The organism is Coleofasciculaceae cyanobacterium (assembly GCA_036703275.1).
Taxonomy (GTDB): domain Bacteria; phylum Cyanobacteriota; class Cyanobacteriia; order Cyanobacteriales; family Xenococcaceae; genus Waterburya.
This window is the reverse complement of the sequence record DATNPK010000092.1, coordinates 93,832-114,656: the sequence shown is the minus strand read 5'-3', so window position 1 is coordinate 114,656 and position 20,825 is coordinate 93,832. Positions and strand designations below refer to the sequence as shown.

16 protein-coding genes and 1 other RNA gene are annotated in these 20,825 nt (G+C 38.0%); 14 read left to right on the top strand and 3 right to left on the bottom strand.

The features are described 5' to 3' along the window. The first annotated feature begins 212 nt into the window (after nt 1-212). The 11 genes from V6C71_18485 to rmuC all read left to right on the top strand — a co-directional run bounded on the left by V6C71_18485 (nt 213) and on the right by rmuC (nt 12,533). A complete protein-coding gene (locus tag V6C71_18485; protein HEY9770449.1) occupies nt 213-2,366 on the top strand; it encodes a Tex family protein in 2,154 nt (717 codons plus the stop codon). Nucleotides 2,367-2,493: 127 nt separating this feature from the next. Then, nucleotides 2,494-3,318 (top strand): transglutaminase-like domain-containing protein, encoded by an 825-nt coding sequence (locus V6C71_18480; GenBank protein HEY9770448.1) that lies wholly within the window; start codon nt 2,494-2,496, stop codon nt 3,316-3,318. Nucleotides 3,319-3,416: 98 nt separating this feature from the next. Next, complete coding sequence (locus V6C71_18475) at nt 3,417-4,349, top strand: glycosyltransferase family 2 protein (protein HEY9770447.1); 933 nt, start codon at nt 3,417-3,419, stop codon at nt 4,347-4,349. A 53-nt stretch (nt 4,350-4,402) separates the two neighbouring features. Beyond that, complete coding sequence (gene map / locus V6C71_18470; protein HEY9770446.1) at nt 4,403-5,269, top strand: type I methionyl aminopeptidase; 867 nt, start codon at nt 4,403-4,405, stop codon at nt 5,267-5,269. 84 nt (nt 5,270-5,353) lie between these two features. Then, entirely contained in the window at nt 5,354-5,827 is a 474-nt protein-coding gene (locus V6C71_18465; GenBank protein HEY9770445.1) for a GNAT family N-acetyltransferase, read from the top strand. 373 nt (nt 5,828-6,200) lie between these two features. Next, nucleotides 6,201-9,728 carry a transcription-repair coupling factor gene (gene mfd / locus V6C71_18460; protein HEY9770444.1) on the top strand — a complete coding sequence of 1,176 codons (3,528 nt, stop codon included), beginning with the start codon at nt 6,201-6,203 and terminating at the stop codon, nt 9,726-9,728. Nucleotides 9,729-9,867: 139 nt separating this feature from the next. After that, entirely contained in the window at nt 9,868-10,101 is a 234-nt protein-coding gene (locus V6C71_18455; GenBank protein HEY9770443.1) for an element excision factor XisH family protein, read from the top strand. Nucleotides 10,102-10,135: 34 nt separating this feature from the next. Further along, the gene (locus V6C71_18450) at nt 10,136-10,327 is read left to right on the top strand and encodes an element excision factor XisI family protein (GenBank protein HEY9770442.1); all 192 of its coding nucleotides are present in this window, start codon (nt 10,136-10,138) and stop codon (nt 10,325-10,327) included. Beyond that, on the top strand, nt 10,308-10,469 hold the full coding sequence (locus V6C71_18445) for an element excision factor XisI family protein (GenBank protein ID HEY9770441.1): 162 nt from the start codon (nt 10,308-10,310) through the stop codon (nt 10,467-10,469). Before V6C71_18450 ends, V6C71_18445 begins: the two co-directional genes overlap by 20 nt. Continuing rightward, on the top strand, nt 10,456-10,611 hold the full coding sequence (locus V6C71_18440) for a hypothetical protein (protein ID HEY9770440.1): 156 nt from the start codon (nt 10,456-10,458) through the stop codon (nt 10,609-10,611). The genes V6C71_18445 and V6C71_18440 overlap by 14 nt, the downstream gene beginning before the upstream one ends. 158 nt (nt 10,612-10,769) lie before the next feature. Then, nucleotides 10,770-12,533: a DNA recombination protein RmuC gene (gene rmuC / locus V6C71_18435; GenBank protein HEY9770439.1), complete on the top strand. Its 1,764-nt coding sequence runs from the start codon at nt 10,770-10,772 to the stop codon at nt 12,531-12,533. 565 nt (nt 12,534-13,098) lie between these two features. Here the strand turns inward: rmuC and rppA are convergent. Further along, nucleotides 13,099-13,776 carry a two-component system response regulator RppA gene (rppA, locus tag V6C71_18430; protein ID HEY9770438.1) on the bottom strand — a complete coding sequence of 226 codons (678 nt, stop codon included), beginning with the start codon at nt 13,774-13,776 and terminating at the stop codon, nt 13,099-13,101. A 92-nt stretch (nt 13,777-13,868) separates the two neighbouring features. On the opposite strand from rppA, the gene V6C71_18425 reads away from it, so the two are divergent. Further along, complete coding sequence (locus tag V6C71_18425) at nt 13,869-15,050, top strand: aldo/keto reductase (protein HEY9770437.1); 1,182 nt, start codon at nt 13,869-13,871, stop codon at nt 15,048-15,050. A 276-nt stretch (nt 15,051-15,326) separates the two neighbouring features. Beyond that, entirely contained in the window at nt 15,327-15,827 is a 501-nt protein-coding gene (locus V6C71_18420) for a DUF4168 domain-containing protein (GenBank protein HEY9770436.1), read from the top strand. A 221-nt stretch (nt 15,828-16,048) separates the two neighbouring features. Here V6C71_18420 and ssrA read toward each other — a convergent pair. Beyond that, nucleotides 16,049-16,443: a transfer-messenger RNA gene (ssrA, locus tag V6C71_18415) on the bottom strand. A 306-nt stretch (nt 16,444-16,749) separates the two neighbouring features. Here ssrA and hemB point away from each other — a divergent pair. After that, complete coding sequence (hemB, locus tag V6C71_18410) at nt 16,750-17,733, top strand: porphobilinogen synthase (protein HEY9770435.1); 984 nt, start codon at nt 16,750-16,752, stop codon at nt 17,731-17,733. 466 nt (nt 17,734-18,199) lie between these two features. Here the strand turns inward: hemB and fusA are convergent, their stop codons facing one another. Then, nucleotides 18,200-20,287 carry an elongation factor G gene (fusA, locus tag V6C71_18405; GenBank protein ID HEY9770434.1) on the bottom strand — a complete coding sequence of 696 codons (2,088 nt, stop codon included), beginning with the start codon at nt 20,285-20,287 and terminating at the stop codon, nt 18,200-18,202. Between the last annotated feature and the right edge of the window lie 538 nt (nt 20,288-20,825).

The window sequence follows — 20,825 nt, the reverse complement described above, 5'->3', positions numbered from 1 at the left end:
CAGCTTTAACTTGTCACCAATGGCTAATAACTAAAAACTAGTTAATCAACAGCGTAGTCTATCAAGCATGAAAACTGCTGTAAGCATAGACTTTTAGCGCGAATTCATTTCCTTCCTCCATGAGCTTTGGGAAAACTTTAACGTATTGCTATATATAATCAGAATTGTTCTTTTAAAGCTATTACGCTTTTGGCGTAGTTTCGAGATTTTCTATGACTGACATTCGGCAACTGATTACTCAAGAGTTTTCCTTGTCCCCAGGCAACGTCAACAATGCACTGGATCTGTGGCTAGAAGGTGGAACAGTTCCTTTTATTGCCCGCTATCGTAAGGAGCAAACAGGCTCATTGGATGAAGTACAGCTAAGAGATATTTTTGAACGCTACTCCTATTTGGATGAACTGGCAAAGCGCAAAGCCAAAATCGTCGAAGAAATTGATTCTCAAGGAAAATTAACTGCCGAACTTGAGGCGAAGATTACAGCCTGTTTCAATAAAACTGAACTAGAAGATTTATATTTACCTTACAAACCAAAGCGACGCACTAGGGCTACTATTGCTAGAGACAAAGGATTAACGCCGTTGGCAGAGTGGATTGAATCGAATAACAAACCACAAGTAGCTAATTTATCTTTGAACTCAGAAGCTAATAAATATATCAATGCAGCCAAAGGAGTTGATTCTTTAGAACAAGCGTTAATAGGTGCAGCAGATATCCTAGCAGAGCAAATAGCAGATAATGCTGAAATTAGGGCTTATTTACGGGAATACCTTTTTAAACAAGGAGTATTTGTCTCGCAAATCAAAAGCGAGCATCCTGAAGGCAGTACCAAGTATGAAATGTATCGTCAATATAGCTATGGGGTAAGTAAAATTCCACCACATAACGTTTTGGCTTTATATCGTGGTGAAGCCGAAGGGATATTGAGTGTAGAGATTGCTTATGAAGAGTCAGAAGTGATGACTTATCTAGAGAAGCGGAAAATTAGCACTAAATGTCCAAGCTTAAAGCTATTTTATCAAACAATGCTCCAAGATGCATTTAATCGTCTACTAAAGCCTTCTTTAATTCGGGAAGTGAGGAGCGATCGCCAAGAATATGCAGATATAGAGTCTATTCAAGCTTTTGAAGCTAACTTACGCAACCTTTTGCTGGCTTCTCCTGCGGGGAGAAAACCGACTCTGGCAATTGACCCTGGCTTTCGGACGGGATGTAAGACGGTGGTGCTTTCAGATACTGGTAAGTATTTAAAATATCAGGCAATCTTTCCTCATTCGGGGGAAAATAAAAGAAAGCAAGCAGCCCAAAGCGTCAAAGATCTCATTAGCAAATATCAAATTGAATTGATTGCTATTGGTAATGGTACAGCCTCTAGGGAAACGGATCGCTTTATTGGCGAAGTTTTAACCGAAATTAAGCAACAACCAATTAAGGTAATTGTTAACGAGTCGGGGGCATCGATCTATTCGGCAAGTGATGTAGCGCGAGAAGAATTTCCCGATCTAGATATTACTATACGTGGTGCAATTAGCATCGGGAGAAGATTACAAGATCCCTTAGCTGAGTTAGTCAAAATAGATCCGAAATCTATTGGGGTAGGGCAATATCAGCATGATGTAAATCAAAAGCTACTTAAACAAAAGCTTGAGGAAACTGTAGAAAGCTGCGTCAATTATGTAGGTGTAGATCTAAATACTGCTTCTAAAGAATTGTTAACCTTTGTATCAGGAATTTCTGGGTCAATTGCCAATAATATAGTGACTTATCGTAATGATCGCGGAGCATTTAATAATCGTCAAGAACTTTTAAAAGTGGCAAAATTAGGCAAGAAAACTTACGAACAAGCAGCGGGATTTCTGCGCATTCGCGATGGAGAAAATCCTTTAGATAATACGGCGGTGCATCCAGAAAGCTACGGGGTAATTAAACAAATTGTTAAAAGCTTGAATGTACCTCTAAATCAAATTACTCAAGTGAGCGATCGCCTTAAAAGTCTCGATCTACAACAGTTTGTTACTGAAGATATTGGTTTGCCAACTCTACAAGATGCGATCGCCGAATTAGAAAAACCAGGAAGAGATCCTAGAGAGCAATTTCAATATGCTACTTTTCAAGAAGGTGTTGCTGAGATCGGGGATTTGACTGAAGGGATGGTTTTGGAAGGAGTAGTAACTAACGTGGTTAACTTTGGTGCATTTGTTGATGTTGGCGTACATCAAGATGGCTTGGTGCATATTTCTCAGCTATGCGATCGCTTTATATCAGATCCTAATGAAATAGTAAAAGTCGGACAGATAGTTAAAGTTAGAGTATTGGAAGTAAATGAAAAACTTAAACGCGTTGGCTTATCAATTAAACAAGCTTAAAATCTTTGGACTTAAAAAATAAACAACTTTTAACAGATGCCAAATTATTAATAATAGTTAATCGGTATATTTACTGAAAACAGATTAAAATAACCAAAATGAATTATACAAATCAATTGCCAGCCCGATGGATAATCAATTACTATGGCATAACTTTTATCAAGAAGTTAATCAACCAGATAATCACATAGATTTAGCTAAAGCCTCTCTTTATTTTGCTCAAGCAGAATATCCCAATTTAAATGTTCAGAAATATTTAGATATTTTAACAGCGATCGCTTTGGAAATTGAATCTCAATTAACCGCCGAACGCTATCCTTTAAAAGTAATTAAATTAATTAACAATCATTTATTTGAGCGCTTGCAATTTCGCGGTAATCAACATAATTATTACGATCCTGACAATAGCTTTTTAAATCAAGTAATTGAAAGAAAGGTAGGAATTCCCATAACCCTGGCAGTAATTTATTTAGCGATCGCTCAACGTCTTAATTTTCCGATGGTAGGAATTGGCATGCCTGGACATTTCTTAATTCGCCCTGAATTTGAAGATTCGGAAATTTTTGTCGATGCTTTTAACCAAGGAGAAATCTTATTTGAACACGACTGTCAAATAAGACTAGATAAGATTTATCAACAACAGGTAAAGCTCGATCCTAGCTGGCTTGCGCCTGTAACCAATAAGCAAATATTAGTTAGAATGCTGAACAACCTTAAGTTTATCTATCTACACCGCCGAGAAATAGATAAAGCTTTATTAATTATGAGTGGCATCCTTAAGATATTTCCTCAAAACGTGGCAGAAATACGCGATCGCGGTTTACTCTATTACCAAGTAAATCGTTGGGAGGAGGCGATCGTCGATCTCCAATACTTTCTCAAAGTTGCGCCTGATAGCGATGATGCAGCCATGATCGAAATCTTATTAAAGAAAATGAATCGAGTATTTTAAGAAAGGGCAAGGCACTGTACTCAGAAGGTTAATAAGTTAATATTCGAGCAAAAGTTCGGATGTTATACTTGGTTTTTTTAAAACAAGAGCTTTTATAGATGTATATTAGTGTGGTAATTCCTACTTATAATCGCTTGCCGATACTTCAAAAATGTCTTGTTGCTTTAGAAAAACAGGAATTAATTAACGATCGAGTTAGCAATTATGAAATAGTAATAGTTGACGATGGATCGAGCGATCGAACATTAGCTTGGCTGAGAGAAAATCGAGCTAATTTACCTCATGTAAAAGTATTCGAGCAAGATCATCAAGGTGCTGCTGCTGCTAGAAATTTGGGCGTAAAAAATTCTACAGGCGACAGCATAATTTTCATTGATAGCGATTTAGTTGTTACCTCAAGTTTTTTACAATCTCACGCCGATGCTTTAATCAAAGGTGAGCAAGATCTAGGAAGCGATCGCCTGTTTACTTATGGTGCAGTAATTAATACTAATAACTTTGATAATCCCACTTCTGAACCTTACAAAATAATTGACTTTTCCGCTGCTTATTTTGCGACTGGCAATGTAGCAATCTCCCGTAAGTGGTTAGAAGAGGCGGGTTTATTTGACACGGGTTTTCAACTCTATGGCTGGGAAGATTTAGAATTAGGAGTACGCCTTAAAAAGCTAAATTTAAAACTCATAAAATGTCCTCAAGCTGTCGGTTATCATTGGCATCCTGCTTTTAATTTAGAGCAGATTCCTAAGATGATTGACCAAGAAATTGAACGAGGAAAAATGGGGGTGGTTTTTTATCAAAAACATCCTACCTTCGATGTCAAAATGATGATTCAAATGACAGCTTTACATCGTCTGCTTTGGGGCATATTATCATTAAGAGGAACATTAAACGAACGCACTCTTGAACCTGTTTTGCAGTGGTTAATCGAGCATCAAAAACCACAGCTAGCCGAACAGGTAGCACGTATCTTCCTTAACTGGTATAACGTTCAGGGAGTTTATGCTGCCTATAATGAACAAAATCAATAGCGTAATCAGTTAGCGATATACTTAGATTAAAGATATAAATAACACTACATTTAATGAATATTATTACTAATCTTTTTTTTCCCAAATCAAAACCAACTTCAAATTCCGACACATCCACATCTAATGAATTACCCGCACTAAATCGTAATCCGCGCGGTATCTTAATTAAGTCTGCGCCAGAAATTGAGAAAATGCGTCGTTCAGCGAAAATTGTAGCAACAGTGCTGAAAGAAATTCAAGAGATAGCTAAACCAGGAATGACAACCGCAGATTTAGATGAATATGCCGAACAGCGTATTCGTGAAATGGCTGCAACTCCTAGCTTTAAAGGTTATTATGGGTTTCCTGCCTCAATCTGCGCCAGCGTTAATAACGAGGTAGTACACGGCATTCCTAATGCCAAAAAAGTGCTTCATCGCGGAGATGTTTTAAAAGTAGATACGGGTGCTTATTGTGAGGGGTTTCATGGTGACTCCTGTATCACCATTGCCGTAGGTAACAAGGTAACTAAAGACGCTGCTAAATTAATTAAGGTTGCCGAAGAAGCTTTATACAAAGGCATAGAACAAGTAAAGGCGGGTAATCATCTATTAGATATTGCTGGGGCAGTAGAAGACCATGTAAAGGCAAATGGCTATAGCATAGTAGAACAATATACTGGACATGGTGTTGGTAAAAATCTGCACGAAGCACCATCAGTATTTAATCATCGTAATAAATGGATGCCTAACGTCAAATTGAAAGCAGGAATGACTTTGGCGATTGAACCGATACTTAATGCAGGTTCTAAGCATACTAGAGTATTGCGCGATCGCTGGACAGTAGTTACCGTAGATAATAATCTATCTGCCCAATTTGAGCATACCGTATTAGTCACCCAAGATGGCTATGAAATTTTGAGCGATCGCAATTTAGTTTAATTAATTTAATAAAAATTATTTGCCCAGCAAATAATTTTAAAATATAAATTTAGAATGGCTTCTAATAGCTAACTAACAATCTGTATGTCTGTCTCTCAAGCAGTTATCGATTGCGCGACACCTAAAATAGATTCCGTAATTGCCGAACATTTCTATCAACTTTGGTTGGACAACAATATTTCTTCAACTTTGATTCGTAATGATTGGTTGGATGTTACGCTCAAGTTTATTCAACAAGCCCGAGAGTTAAAATTTCAGACTTTTGTAGCTCAAGTAGAAGACAAAATAGTCGGATCGGTTAGCTGTCAGCTATTTGCAGGTTTATATCCTTCCTCTTTTAAAATAGAATATCGCAACTATGGCTATATCTGGAATGTATATGTTCTGCCAGATTATCGCCGTCAGGGTATTGCTAGCCAGTTAACTAAAACAGCTATTGATTATTTAAAAACTTTAAACTGCACCAAGGCTGTGCTTCATGCTTCACTTTCAGGAAAGCCTGTCTACGAAAATATTGGTTTTACTCCTAGTAATGAAATGATGTTGAATTTAATTTGAACAAATGACTTTTTGAGTTACTCAGTGTTTGACTGCTCACCGACTTAAAATATTGGTGATTCTAGGCTAATAGCTAAGAGCTAATAGCTAATAGGTATATCGCCATAAAGTGCGAAGCTTTAAACCCAAAATTATCGGTAATGATTGATGCTTTAGCTAAGAATAAAGTTTTTTTTTGTATTAATTACGGATGTTAATGTTTATAGGCGATCTCTATTTAGATTAGCTCGTACTATTTAACAACGGTAATAAACCATGAATTTTGCTATAAGTCCGATTTATCTGCACTAATAGGTCTTATTTTTCGTTACTCTTTTTAAGAGAGTAAAAAATTTTTATTTCTATATCCTTTAAACCATCATCCTTTCAAATTATGGCTTTTGCATCAGTAGTACGGACGATCGAGAAATCGCCTTTGACTAAAGAACTAATAACTAAACTAGACAAAGGACAATCTTTACTACTCAACGGTATACCCCGCTTACCCAAGGGTATTGTTAGTTCTAGTTTGGCAAAAGCCGAAGCAAAGAATTTATTAGTGATATGTCCTACCCTAGAAGAAGGCGGGCGTTGGGCTGCCCAATTAGAGGCGATGGGGTGGCAGACGGTAAATTTTTATCCTACCTCCGAAGCGAGTCCCTATGACCCTTTTGACCCCGAATCAGAGATTACTTGGGGACAGATGCAGGTACTATCAGTCATCAGTCAAGAGGGTAGGGAAAAGGGAAAAGTACATAATAATCAGCCTATAGCTATTGTAGCTACAGAGCGATCGCTCCAGCCTCATTTACCACCCCCAGAAGTATTTCAGTCTTATTGTCTGACGCTTTACCCTAAAATGGAATTGACCTCAAAACAGTTGGATGAATCTCTAGCTAGATTGGGTTATGAACGGGTATCTTTAGTAGAAACCGAAGGACAATGGAGTAGACGAGGGGATATTGTCGATATTTTCCCCGTTTCGGCTGAACTACCCGTCAGACTGGATTGGTTTGGGGATGAATTAGAACAAATAAAAGAGTTCGATCCTGCTAGTCAAAGATCTTTAGATAAGCTGCCGCGGTTATTATTAACGCCAACTTCTTTTAGTAACATTATTGCTAACAGTATTTTAGAAAGCGGTAAGAGTATTGAAAGCTATTTAGATGATGCAGAATTAGAAGCTTTACTAGAAGGTAATCCTCCTGAAGGAATGAAGCGGTTTTTAGGTATTGCTTTTCAACAAACTGCTTCACTTCTAGATTATTTACCTGATAATACTTTAATTGCCATTGATGAATTAGAACAGTGTCAGGCCCATAGCGATCGCTGGATCGAATTGGCTCAATTTCAATGGGAAAGTTTAGCATTAAGTCTGCCCAAAATACACGCTGAGTTTCAAACTTGTATAGCTAAAAGTAATAACTTTAACTGCATTTATTTATCAGAAATTGCGGAAGCAAAACCCCGTTTAGACATAGCTAATCCTGACGCGGTGTCGGTACACAATTTACAGGCACGTCCGATTCCTACCACGCCGCATCAATTTGCTAAACTAGCTGCAATTCTTAGAGGTAAGCGAGAAATATACAGCGGGATGACGCTAGAAAAGTATCAGGCATGGTTAGTTTCAGCCCAACCCAGTCGTTCTGCTTCGCTATTAGAAGAACATGATTGTCCAGTGCAGTTTGTACCAAATCCACAAGACTTTCGGGCAATTGAAAAAGCTCAAATTCAGAGTACCGCAGTAGCAGTAAAATATTCGGGTTTAGCGGAGTTAGAAGGGTTTATTTTACCTACCTATCGCATTGTAGTTGTTACTGATAAAGAATTTTTTGGACAACAAACTTTAGCTACTGCTGGTTACATTCGTAAACGCCGTCGCGCTACTTCTAAAAAAGTCGATCTTAATAAATTACGCCCAGGTGATTATGTAGTTCATAAACATCACGGCTTGGGTAAATTTATAGAGTTAGAAACATTAGTTCACCGCGAATATTTAGTAGTTCAATATGCCGACGGTACGTTAAGAGTTCCTGCCGATTCTTTAGATATGCTGTCTCGATTTCGGCAAACTGAAAAACGTCCGCCAGAATTAAATAAAATGGCAACTCAGTCTTGGTCAAAAACTAAGTCAAGAGTTAAAAAAAATATTAAAAAGTTAGCGGTAGATTTATTAAAACTCTATGCCAAACGCTCCAAACTAGAAGGTTATGCCTATCCTCCAGATAATCCCTGGCAACAAGAATTAGAAGATTCTTTTCCTTATCAACCTACCCCAGATCAACTCAAAGCTACCCAAGATATTAAAATAGATTTAGAAAGTGATCGCCCGATGGATCGATTAGTTTGTGGTGATGTTGGTTTTGGTAAAACGGAAGTAGCTATCAGGGCAATTTTTAAAGTAATTACCAGTGGTAATAAACAGGTAGCCGTACTTGCGCCAACAACTATTTTGACGCAACAGCATTATCACACTTTCAAAGAAAGATTTGCCCCCTATCCCATCAACGTCGGTTTATTAAATCGTTTCCGCACTCCCTCGGAGAAAAAAGAAATTTTACAGCGGCTAGCAACAGGGGAATTAGATGTGGTGGTGGGTACACAACAGCTATTAGGGAAGGATGTAAAGTTCAAAGATCTAGGTATGTTGGTAGTTGATGAAGAACAACGCTTCGGAGTAAACCAAAAAGAAAAAATCAAAGCCTTCAAAACACAGGTAGATGTCTTAACTCTCTCGGCTACTCCTATTCCCCGCACCCTATATATGTCTCTGTCGGGAATTCGGGAAATGAGTTTAATTACTACTCCTCCGCCGTCTCGTCGTCCGATTAAAACCCATCTTTCTCCTTATAATCCTGAAGTGATCCGCAATGCGATTCGTAATGAATTAGATCGGGGTGGACAGATATTTTATGTTGTTCCCAGAGTAGAAGGAATTGAAGAAGTTAGCGCGCAGCTACGGGAAATGATTCCGGGCATGAAAATTGCGATCGCTCACGGGCAAATGCCAGAGTCAGAATTAGAGTCAACCATGCTTACCTTTAGCAACGGCGAATCAGATTTGCTTGTCTGCACCACCATCATCGAGTCAGGTTTAGATATCCCCCGCGTCAATACCATTATCGTCGAAGATTCCCAGAAATTCGGCTTATCCCAACTGTATCAGTTAAGAGGCAGAGTTGGGCGCTCTGGGACTCAAGCACACGCCTGGTTACTATACCCCAGTAAACAGACTTTATCAGATCTTGCCCGTAAAAGACTCCGCGCTTTACAAGAATTTAGCCAACTCGGTTCGGGTTATCAACTAGCAACTAGGGATATGGAAATACGCGGGGTAGGTAGTCTTCTGGGTGCAGAACAGTCGGGACAAATGACGCAAATCGGCTTCGATCTCTATATGGAGATGCTGCAAGAGTCGATTCAAGAAATCCAAGGGCAAGAAATACCCAAGGTAGAAGATACCCAAATAGATTTAAAACTCACTGCTTTTATTCCTGCCAACTATATTGCCGATCCCGAACAAAAAATGGATGCTTACCGCGCTGTTGCTACCGCTACCTCGAAAAAAGAACTAGTCCAAATTGCAGCCGAATGGGAAGATCGCTATGGTGCAATTCCTTCAGCAACCCAGCAGCTAATCCAGGTAATGGAACTAAAACAGATTGCTAAGGCGATTGGCTTCTCTCGTATCAAACCCGAAGGACAAACCAACATTGTCTTAGAAACTCCGATGGCTGAACCTGCTTGGAATTTGATGGCGGAGAATTTACCTAAGCATTTGCGATCGCGTTTTGTTTATGCGCCGAAGAAGGTTATTGTGCGGGGTTTGGGTATTGTTAAGCCTCAAAAGCAGTTGAATGATTTAATTGAATGGTTGGGTACAATTCACAAGGCTTTACCCGAATTAGAATTAGTGTAGACTATGCCAGCAAAAGATATTTTTCACAACAATGTTAAAAATGCTCTAATTAAAGACGGGTAGAGCATTACCAACGATCCGCTGAAATTAACAATGGGGCAATAAAGATTTATATGTCGATCTTGGCGCAGAAAAATTAATTGCAGCACACAAAGGTAGTGAAAAAATAGCTGTAGAAATAAAAAGCTTTGTTGGTAACTCGCAAGTAGCCGATCTACAACAAGCGTTGGGTCAATATACTTTGTATTTGGATATCATAGGAGAAACAAAGCCAGAGCGTATATTATATCTAGCTATCAGAGAAACTACTCTTGAAGATATATTTATAGAACCTGTTGGTCAAATTCTTTTAAATAAAAAACTTTTAAATTAATTGTTTTCGATGCCGCTCGCGAGGAAATAATTTAATGGATACCATAGAAGAATATCGAGAAAAAATTAAAAATATCTTAACTGATTATGTATCTATTCCCTACTCGCGAGGAAATATAGAGTCAAAGTTAATTATTAGCAATGACCAAAATAATTACTTGGTTATGACTTCGGGATGGCAAAAAAAAAAGAGTACATGGCTGCGTTATTCACTTAGAAATTATTGATAACAAAATCTGGATTCATCGCGATGGTACAGAATATGGTATTGCAAATGAATTAGTAAACGCAGGAATTTCTAAAGATAAAATAGTGTTGGGTTTTCATCCTGCCGATATTAGACAATATACTGATTTTGCAGTCAGTTAAACTTTTATCTCGTTTTGTCTATGCACCAAAAAAAGTCATCGTGCGGGGTTTAGGTATAGTTAAGCCTCAAAAGCAATTATATAATTTGATTGAGTGGTTGGGTACAATTGACAAGGCTTTATCTGAGTTGGAGTTGGTTTAAGTTTCACCCACAGACACAAAGGATTATCTTGTCTGCCTCGAATTATTATCAGAAACAAAATACGATTTGTAACTTTTATTAATTTAAGCCTTTTACAAGGGAACTATTTAGATAGCTGCTTCAAAAGTAGTTTTGTTTTATTTCAATCTAGTTTAGTTATGGAAGTTATATTTGGGCTAATTGTGGGATTAATTCTCGGTGGAGGAAGTGTTTGGTTGATAACGCGATCGCAAATACAAACTATCAAATTTCAAAAACAGGCAAGTGACGAAAAAGCTAATCTTTTTAACTCACAGAGAGAAAAACTATTAGAAGAAAACGAGCAGAAACAAACTATAATTCAACAACTAGAAAAAACCATAAAAGAAAATGAACAGGAAATTCGCAACACAATCAAAAAATCTAGTGATGCAGATGCAAAGCTAGAGAAAACATCAAATTTGGAAGCAAGATTGTTAGTTGAAACTGAGAATAATCAACGCCTTAGAAATGAAAATACTGCTCATAAAGAAAATATATCTAGACTAGCAGCAGATTTAGAAAGTCAAAAACAACATCATAATCAAATAATTATTAAATTAGAAAACGATCTAAATCAGATAAATTTAGAAATCACGGATTATAAACGAGAAATTGAACAGGCTCATAAAATGAGTGCTGAAGCTAATGCTCAAAGAGAATACATAGAAGAACTGAAACAAGAAAATACTGATTTTAAACAACAAAACGAACAACTAAAGTTAGAAAAAGCTAGATTTAAAGAAGAATTATCTAGTTTAAAAACTAAGTTAGAAGAAGAACGAAAATCAACACAAGAAAAAATAGAGCTACTTCAAAATGCAGAACAAAAATTGACTAACGCTTTTGAATCTCTATCTTCGAGAGCTTTGCAAAATAATAATCAACAATTTTTACAAGCTGCCAAAGCTACGTTTGAAAATATATATCAAACATCTCAACATAAAATTGATGCCAAACATCAAGCAATTAGCGACTTAATTTCACCATTAAACAGATCTTTAGAAGCATTTGACAAAAAATTAAATAATACAGATAATGCTTGGTCAAGAGATAAAGGACAAATTTCAGAACAGCTTCAATCTCAAGCAGCACTCATGTACAGGCTTCAATCTGAAACTGCTAATTTAACTCAAGCATTACGACAGCCTATAGTTCGTGGGAGATGGGGAGAAGTCCAGCTAAGGCGCGTAGTAGAAATTTCAGGAATGCAAGAACATTGTGACTTTACCATACAAGAAACTGTAGTTACAGAAGAGGGTCGCAATCAAAGACCAGATTTAATTGTGACGCTTCCTAGCCAAAAAAAGGTAATTGTAGACTCTAAAGCTCCTTTAAAAGCATATTTAGAAGCATTAGAGATGGAAGAAGAATCGGAGAAAATTAACTGTTTAAAAAATCATGCCAAACATATTCGCAGTCATATCAATCAACTTAGTTCCAAAAACTATTGGATACAATTTGATAACACGCCTGAATTTGTAGTTATGTTTTTGCCAGGTGAAGTTTTCTTTAGTGCAGCCTTACAGCAAGATCCTAGTTTAATAGAATATGGAATAGAAAGAAAGGTAATTCTTGCTACTCCAACTACATTAATTACGTTACTAAGAACTATAGAATACGGGTGGAGACAAGAACAAATTGCTAGAAATACTCAAGAAATAGGTAATTTAGGTCGAGAACTATATGACAGGTTTACCGTATTTGCTAACCATTTGGATACTCTTCGCAAAAAACTCGACGAAACAGTTAAAACATACAACAAAGCAGTAGGTTCGTATAATTCTAGACTACTAGTAACTGCCAAAAAGTTTGAAGAGATAGGTGGCTATGGAAACGAGCAAATAGACTCTATAGATACTGTCGATCAATCTTTAAGAATTATCGCCCAAGATGATGATTGATTTTATCAACAAAAAATTAGAGCGATCGCATGTAGGTGGAAAAAAATAACACCAGCAAATTATCATTACAGAATAACTTTTGCCCACCAAATAAACTAATTATCAAGCTTTTGCCGATTTCAATCCAATCAAAGCGATCGAATTATTTGGCAATCAAGGCGATCTCTATTTAGAGTGTAAAACTTATTTAGCAAAAAACTTATTCAAAATAGCGTAAATATCTTTTTTAATCCTTGCTTTTCCCTTTTATCCTTAATCTTGCTTAACAATTCTATTGCTAGAGGAATAATTTCTAGATTGCGAAGCCTCAAAAGCAATTGGATAATTTGATTGACTGGTTAGGGACAATTCACAAGGCTTTACCTGAATTAGAATTGGTTTAAATACAAGAGAGATAAGCGATGAGTAATCAACTGGAACAGCTTTATCATCAAGATTTAAATCTTTGGCGACAAAAGATTATCAATGCGATTCAAAACAGAAAACTAGAAGACATGGATTAGGATAATCTAATTGAAGAAATTAACGATTTTAAACCTATCAATTACAACCTGACAGACTACAGCTAAACATTTCCGAAACGATAACCTTTGCCATAAACCGTATGAATTAAAGTGCTTTCTCCCTTAATTTCAATTTTACGTCGCAATAGGCGTACCAACGCAGCTAATACATTACTGCTAGGTTGTTCTTCCGCTTGCCACAGATAGCGATATATTTCTTCGTGGGTTAATAGTCTGTCTGGGTGGTGCATAAAGTAAGTTAATAGCTTGATTTCTTTTTCCGATAGGTCGATCGCCCTGTCGCTACGATATGCTATCTGATTTTCTAGATCTAGCTCTAAGTCTGCTACTTTTAAGCGCTCGCTATTGGGCATTTCTAAACTAGAGCGACGCAACAAAGCCCGCACTCTGGCTAATAATTCCCGCAGTTCAAACGGCTTGACTAAATAGTCATCTGCCCCTGCATCCAACCCATCGACGCGATCGTCTATTGTATCCTTAGCGGTTAAAAATAATACAGGGGTACTTAAAAATTGCGATCGCATGGACCGACAGATTTCTAATCCTGACTTATGAGGCAACATCCAATCCAAGATCAGTAAATCGTACTGATTTTGCAGGGCTAATTCCATTCCTGTTGCACCATCATCAGCTATATCTACCTGATAGCCTTCTTGCAACAAAATTCGACTCAAAGGATCGCTTAGTTCAGTTTCGTCATCTACCAATAAAATTTTCATCTAATTTCCCTGTTGCTCCTGCCCTGCTCAAATAATATCTAAAATGATATTGATAAGAGATAAAAATAAATATAAAAAATAGTAGTTTAATTATGCAATATCGCCGATTTGGTCGTACAGAGTTACAGATGCCCGTTTTTTCCTGTGGGGGGATGAGATATCAATATAAATGGCAAGATTTGCCCCAATCTAAAATACCCGAAGCCAATCAGCGTAATTTAGAAGCCACTATTTACCGTTCGTTTGAATTGGGGATTAATCATATCGAAACAGCTAGGGGTTACGGTAGCTCTGAGATGCAGCTAGGAAAAATTTTACCTAAACTACCGAGAGAAAAGCTAATCTTTCAAACTAAAGTCTCTCCTCAGCCCAAAGCTTTGGATTTTCGTCGTCAATTTATGCAGTCTCTCAACTTTTGTCAACTAGAATATGTCGACCTGCTGGGACTCCACGGCATTAATAACGAAGAGACTTTCCATCATAGTATACGCCCTGGAGGGTGTTTAGACGAAGCCAAGAAACTAAAGGCCGAAGGTAAAGTCAGACATATTGGCTTTTCTACCCACGGCTCAACGGAAATTATTACCAAAGCAATTGAAACAGGCGAGTTTGACTATGTAAATCTTCATTGGTATTACATCAATCAATGGAATTGGTCAGCCATAGAAGCAGCCCAACGACAGGATATGGGAGTATTTATCATTTCTCCTACTGATAAAGGCGGACATCTTTATAATCCACCAGCAAAGTTAAGAGAATTATGCCAGCCTCTAAGTCCAATGGTATTTAACGATCTGTTTTGTTTATCTCATCCTGAAGTGCATACCCTTAGTTTGGGTGCAGCGAAACCTTCAGATTTTAATGAACATTTAAAAGTTTTACCTTTATTAGATCGAGCAGACGAAATATTACCGCCAATCTTAGAACGTTTAGAACAAGAAGCGATCGCCGTATTAGGGAAAGATTGGCTCGATAATTGGCAAGTTGGCTTACCTAGCCACGACAATACTCCTGGTAACGTTAATATGCCCGTTATTCTGTGGCTGCGTAATTTAGCATTAGCATACGACATGATTGAATATGGACAAGCACGTTATAACCTTTTAACTAATGCTGGTCATTGGTTTCCTGGGGCGAAAGCAGATCGAGTCGAGCGATTAGATCTCGAATCTTGCTTAACAGCTAATCCCTATGCTCAGAAAATTCCTAGTTTACTAGCAGAAACCGACCGACTTTTAGGAGGTAAGCCCGTTAAACGTCTTTCTCAAAGCTAATCTATTTTGAAGTAACTTAGTTCTATGTGCTGATTGTTCCAAAGTTTTAACTTTTATTTCTTTACTCGGGAATAAAAAATAAACTTAAAATGCTTCAATAGCAAGAGCTATAGCTAGATAATTTAGGATAACTAGCGATCGCCTATCTCTGACTGCGAATGACAATACCGCAATTTAATAAAATTTTTAGTCAAATAAGCCAAAAAACAGGAACTTATCTCATCAAAATCAATTCCCAATAAATAGTAATCTTACTAATACTAGTTATTGTTATTAATGATGTTCAAAGTTAATTTAACTTTATTTAAATTAAATAAACTATATGTTCGGATCTTGAGTAGTAGTGCGTTGGCATTAATTAGCTTGATGGTCGGGTTAATTCCTGAAATATCAAGTTCGTCTGGTGCTAATAAAACTTTCTTACCAACAGTTTCTTTATCTAGTAATGCTTATGGACAACAATTTACCCCAGAAGAAACTGAAAATTATGCCAGAGCGGGTTATCAGGTAGAGCTACTGAGAAGGAAAGTCTATCAAGAAATTAAAAACCTGATTAATGAACCACCACCAAACATAGTTTGCGATCGACAAGAAACTCTAAATAACCTCAAGCCACAAGTTCGTGAAATTGCTAATCGCTATTGCAATCAATCTCAGCAAATTGTGCAACAAAACAACCTTACTATCAATCGTTTTAATGAATTAAAAGCTGATTACGATCGCCAGGCTAGTTTTTATCAGCAGGTACAAAATATTTTGCTCAAGTTACAAAACTAAAAAGCAGGCCTTGCTCAATTGAAACATAAAAGATAAAAAAATGACCTGAGCTTTTACGATCAAAATATCACAAGCTTAGGTCATTTGATTGAGGTCTAGAAATATATGACCATCTTAAATCGTTAAGGTACATCTAAGCATTACTTTTTATCATTTATTATCTTTAATGATCGTTAATCAACAGCAAGATAAAAGTAGCAGAAGACTAACAATTAATACTTTAGTGGAGCCGAGCAGAGTCGAACTGCTGTCCAGATCAGCTATTCACTTGCCCATTCGTTCACAGGTTTAGCTCCTCTAACCCTTGGAGCGGGGATCATCAATTATCCCTGATGGTAGGATTCTTTGATAAAGTCTTTTCCTAACTAGTCTACCAAAGAAAACCAGTAGGAGCATCCGTTGGGGTTTTGTCTCTAATTTTTAACGGAGTCCAGCTAGAGACGAGCAAATCTGAAAAGTGTTTTTTCTAGATTTAGGCAGCTACTGCCTGACGCTCAAATTTTACGATGTTGTTTGCATCTATATTTAGTTTGAGTCTGTATTTACGAGAGGATACTCACTCTCGACCTGAATCACGGATTAATTTTTACTAACCTGTCGAAACCTTTACGGCCCCATGATTTTTTTAGCTTCTTGGCGCATTCGGTCTTGGAAATCATTTGTACTGTACAAAAGACCTTGTGACTAATGGCTAAAGCTTCATTTGTATTATAGCTAACTTTTTAGGCGATGGAGCGCAAAATAATCTTCTCAACGTTACAAAACATTGATTTGTACAGTAGCTAATACTTTGAGGGCAATATTCGTCTTACACTAGATATTTGAACTAACTATTAGTACTAGTACGGAATAAATCGTGACCGATAAAACTATAAGTTAGTACTTCTGTGTTTTAGATCGTCAATTTAGTATAAAAAATCTTATGTTTCCCATCAATCGTCCTCGTCGGCTGCGCCAACATCCCCAATTACGCCGTATGGTGCAAGAAACAGTAGTTACTGCTAGTGACTTAATTTACCCTTTATTTGCTGTACCAGGAACATCTGTTGCCACCGAAGTTAGATCGATGCCTGGTGTCTATCAACTTTCGGTAGATAAGATTGTTGAGGAAGCTAAGCAAGTATATGACTTGGGCATTCCTGCGGTAATCTTATTTGGTATTCCTGAAGATAAAGACGTTGATGCTACTGGTGCCTGGCACGATTGCGGTATTGTCCAAAAAGCCGCCACGGCAATTAAGGAATCTGTTCCTGAACTATTAGTAATTGCCGATACTTGTCTATGTGAATATACCAGTCATGGACACTGTGGATATTTAGAAACAGGAGATTTGTCTGGCAGAGTACTCAACGATCCTACTTTAGAACTACTCAAAAAAACGGCGGTTTCTCAGGCAAATGCAGGTGCAGATATTATTGCGCCTTCAGGGATGATGGATGGCTTTGTCAGAGCTATTAGAGAAGGCTTAGATGATGCTGGCTTCCAAGATACGCCCATACTTTCCTATGCTGCCAAGTATGCTTCTGCCTATTATGGGCCATTTAGAGATGCAGCCGAATCTGCTCCCAGCTTTGGCGATCGCCGTACCTATCAAATGGATCCTGCCAACGGTACAGAAGCCCTTAAAGAAATTGAATTAGACATCGCTGAAGGTGCAGATATGTTGATGGTTAAACCTGCACTGTCCTATATGGATATTATCTGGCGAGTCAAGCAAGCAACCAACCTTCCTGTAGCTGCCTATAATGTCTCTGGAGAATATTCAATGGTTAAAGCTGCTGCCCTCAACGGCTGGATCGATGAGAAGAAGGTGACTTTAGAAACCTTAACTAGCTTTAAACGTGCTGGTGCAGATTTGATTCTGACTTATCATGCTAAAGACGCGGTACGTTGGTTAAGTGAATAAATCTGGAAACTTAAATTAATTCAATTCCCCTAATCTATTGGTAGTGTTGGCGAAAGTTTTGGCAACACTACCGTTGCTACTTAAACCTCTAATTTAAGAATTTAAGATCTATTATGATATTTTAATTAAATGAACGCGCAAAACTACCAGAAAACTTTCTAAAGTATTGATTTTATCTTATCTTCCCATCGTTTCTAACTCATCACAAATTGCGAGCGCTGCTTGAATATCTCCTTGATATAGCTTTTCTTTTAGTTCTAAAATCTCTTCCATGACCCTTGGTAATCAAAGTCCAACCTACATGTAATTATACTTTTACTAACAAAAATCCCGTTTAGTAATTAATACCAAACGGGACTTAAATTATGATTGTCGCTTAATCTAAGTATGAACAGCAGATTAAAAGTTTAGAGCATAAAGCTAAAACATTACTGCTACCAACTCCCAACTCCCAAACGGCGACTACTTATGACTTAGCTTCTTGACGCGCTTTTGCTTCAGCAATCACTTCTTCGGCAACATTCTTAGGACAAGGCGAGTAGTGATTAAACTCCATTGAGAACTGACCACGACCAGAAGTCATAGTACGTAAGTCACCAATATAACCAAACATTTCACTCAAAGGTACATCAGCTTTGATGCGAACACCCATTGGAGTAGAGTTTTGAGATTTGATCATGCCACGACGACGGTTGAGGTCGCCAATAACATCTCCCATATGATCGTCAGGAGTAAATACGTCTACGTTCATAATCGGCTCAAGTATTTGAGGCCCAGCTTTGGGTAAAGTTTGGCGATAACCAGACTTAGCTGCAATTTCAAATGCGATCGCACTAGAGTCTACAGGGTGGAAAGAACCATCAGTTAAAGTAACCTTCAAATCCACACAGGGGAAACCTGCTAAGACACCTTTTTCAATGCTATTGGCAAAACCTTTTTCAACTGCGGGCCAGAATTCTCTAGGGACGTTACCACCAGTAACTTTAGACTCAAACTCAAAGCCAGAGCCAGCTTCACCAGGCTCGATAGTATAGTCAATTTTACCAAACTGACCTGAACCACCAGACTGTTTTTTGTGAGTGTAGCTATCTTGAATAACTTTAGTAATAGACTCGCGATAGGCTACTTGAGGCTTACCAACTTCTACTTCTACGCCGTGAGTACGTTTAAGAATGTCTACCTTGATGTCTAAGTGAAGTTCACCCATTCCTTTGATAATCACCTCACCGCTTTCCTGGTCAGTTTCGACATAAAAAGACGGATCTTCTTGAACCATTTTACCCAATGCCATTCCCAACTTTTCAGAAGCACCCTTATTTTTGGGAGTTACGGAGATCGAAATTACGGGGTCAGGGAAAACCATCGGCTCTAAAGTTGCAGGATCTTTAGGGTCGCAAAGAGTATGTCCAGTCTGGATGCTTTTCAAACCAACAATTGCAATAATATCCCCTGCTTGAGCAGAATCAATTTCTTCACGGGAGTTGGCGTGCATTTCTACCATCCGACCAACGCGCTCAGTTTTGCCTGTAGCGGTATTTAAGACAGATTCACCTTTATTTAGAGTACCAGAATAAATTCGCGTAAAGGTCAATGCACCATAGCGATCGTCCATGATTTTGAATGCTAAAGCACGCAAAGGTCTTTCGGCATCAACAATGGCATATTTGCCTGTTTCGGTGCCCTCTAGGTCGATCTCTGGCTGAGGCTTAACTTCGGTGGGGTTAGGTAGATAGTCAACTACGGCATCTAGCACTAACTGTACCCCTTTGTTTTTAAAGGAAGAACCGCAGTAAGTAGGGAAGAAAGCTAAATCGCGAGTTCCTTTACGGATACAGGCTTTGATTTCGTCGACGGAAAGCTCTTCACCTTCTAGATATTTTTCCATCAATTCGTCGTCTTGCTCGATCGCAGTTTCAATTAGCTGTTCGCGGTAAGTTTCTACATCATCTACCATATCCGCGGGAACATCTTTAATTTCGTAGTTCTCTGGCTTGCCAGAATTATCCCATACCCAAGCTTTACGAGTTAAGAGGTCAACTACCCCAATAAAATCATTTTCAACTCCAATGGGCAATACCATTACCAAAGGAGTAGCAACCAGGATTTCATCTATTTGCTTAACTACGCTAAAGTAATCAGCACCAGTTCGGTCTAACTTGTTAATGTATATAACTCGAGCTACCTTGGAATCATTAGCATAACGCCAGTTAGTCTCAGACTGAGGCTCTACCCCACCAGAACCGCAGAACACACCAATACCGCCATCAAGAACTTTGAGAGAACGGTAAACCTCGATCGTAAAATCAACGTGACCAGGTGTATCAATAATATTTAGCTGATGTTCTTTCCAGAAGCAGCTTGTCGCAGCAGACTGAATTGTAATACCACGTTCTTTTTCCTGTTCCATGAAGTCGGTTGTTGCTTCTCCTTCATGTACCTCACCGATTTTATGGGTTTTACCAGTTAGGTTCAGGATTCTTTCAGTGGTGGTGGTTTTACCCGCATCTACGTGCGCGAAGATGCCAATATTTCGATATCGAGTAAGGTCTTTCATATTTGTCTATTTACTTAATTTTGACGTATTAATACTGCTTTTTGCTGCTGATGAGGTGTTAGGGATCGCTTCTGTAACTCTCTTTGGTCTTGATTTTAACCATCTCGAACATCAAGAAGCTATATTTTAGATAAATGGCAACAGTGCCAATTATAATGCTAATTGTTAATTAATGATAAGAGATATTGATGTCGCGGTACAGTCAGAAATCACCCTAATAAATTGATGATTGCCGAACCTTTTGATAAAGCTTTTAGCTCTTAGCTTTTTTAATTTGATGCGCCCAAATGCTTGGAAAACGCGAGCTTATTCCATGCGCATGTTAATTAAGGCAGGAAAAGATTAAAAATTATATCTTGATTCATCAACTCCTAAACAAGAGACAGAATTACCAGTTTTTGCTAAGTCTCAGTTTTCACTAATTAAGTCTTGACTAATACTGCGATCCAGCCTTGCGTTATTTCACCGCGCTGTAGTGCTTTTCTCTAGCTCATGTCATACGCTGTAACCTTCAAATTATCATCGCTGCGTATCGATC

Bases quoted from the DNA above. Each gene is read 5' to 3' on its own strand.
- V6C71_18485 (HEY9770449.1), top strand. From the start codon at position 213: ATGACTGACATTCGGCAACTGATTACTCAAGAGTTTTCCTTGTCCCCA.
- V6C71_18480 (HEY9770448.1), top strand. From the start codon at position 2,494: ATGGATAATCAATTACTATGGCATAACTTTTATCAAGAAGTTAATCAA.
- V6C71_18475 (HEY9770447.1), top strand. From the start codon at position 3,417: ATGTATATTAGTGTGGTAATTCCTACTTATAATCGCTTGCCGATACTT.
- map (HEY9770446.1), top strand. From the start codon at position 4,403: ATGAATATTATTACTAATCTTTTTTTTCCCAAATCAAAACCAACTTCA.
- V6C71_18465 (HEY9770445.1), top strand. From the start codon at position 5,354: ATGTCTGTCTCTCAAGCAGTTATCGATTGCGCGACACCTAAAATAGAT.
- mfd (HEY9770444.1), top strand. From the start codon at position 6,201: ATGGCTTTTGCATCAGTAGTACGGACGATCGAGAAATCGCCTTTGACT.
- V6C71_18450 (HEY9770442.1), top strand. From the start codon at position 10,136: ATGGATACCATAGAAGAATATCGAGAAAAAATTAAAAATATCTTAACT.
- rmuC (HEY9770439.1), top strand. From the start codon at position 10,770: ATGGAAGTTATATTTGGGCTAATTGTGGGATTAATTCTCGGTGGAGGA.
- rppA (HEY9770438.1), bottom strand. From the start codon at position 13,776: ATGAAAATTTTATTGGTAGATGACGAAACTGAACTAAGCGATCCTTTG.
- V6C71_18425 (HEY9770437.1), top strand. From the start codon at position 13,869: ATGCAATATCGCCGATTTGGTCGTACAGAGTTACAGATGCCCGTTTTT.
- V6C71_18420 (HEY9770436.1), top strand. From the start codon at position 15,327: ATGATGTTCAAAGTTAATTTAACTTTATTTAAATTAAATAAACTATAT.
- hemB (HEY9770435.1), top strand. From the start codon at position 16,750: ATGTTTCCCATCAATCGTCCTCGTCGGCTGCGCCAACATCCCCAATTA.
- fusA (HEY9770434.1), bottom strand. From the start codon at position 20,287: ATGAAAGACCTTACTCGATATCGAAATATTGGCATCTTCGCGCACGTA.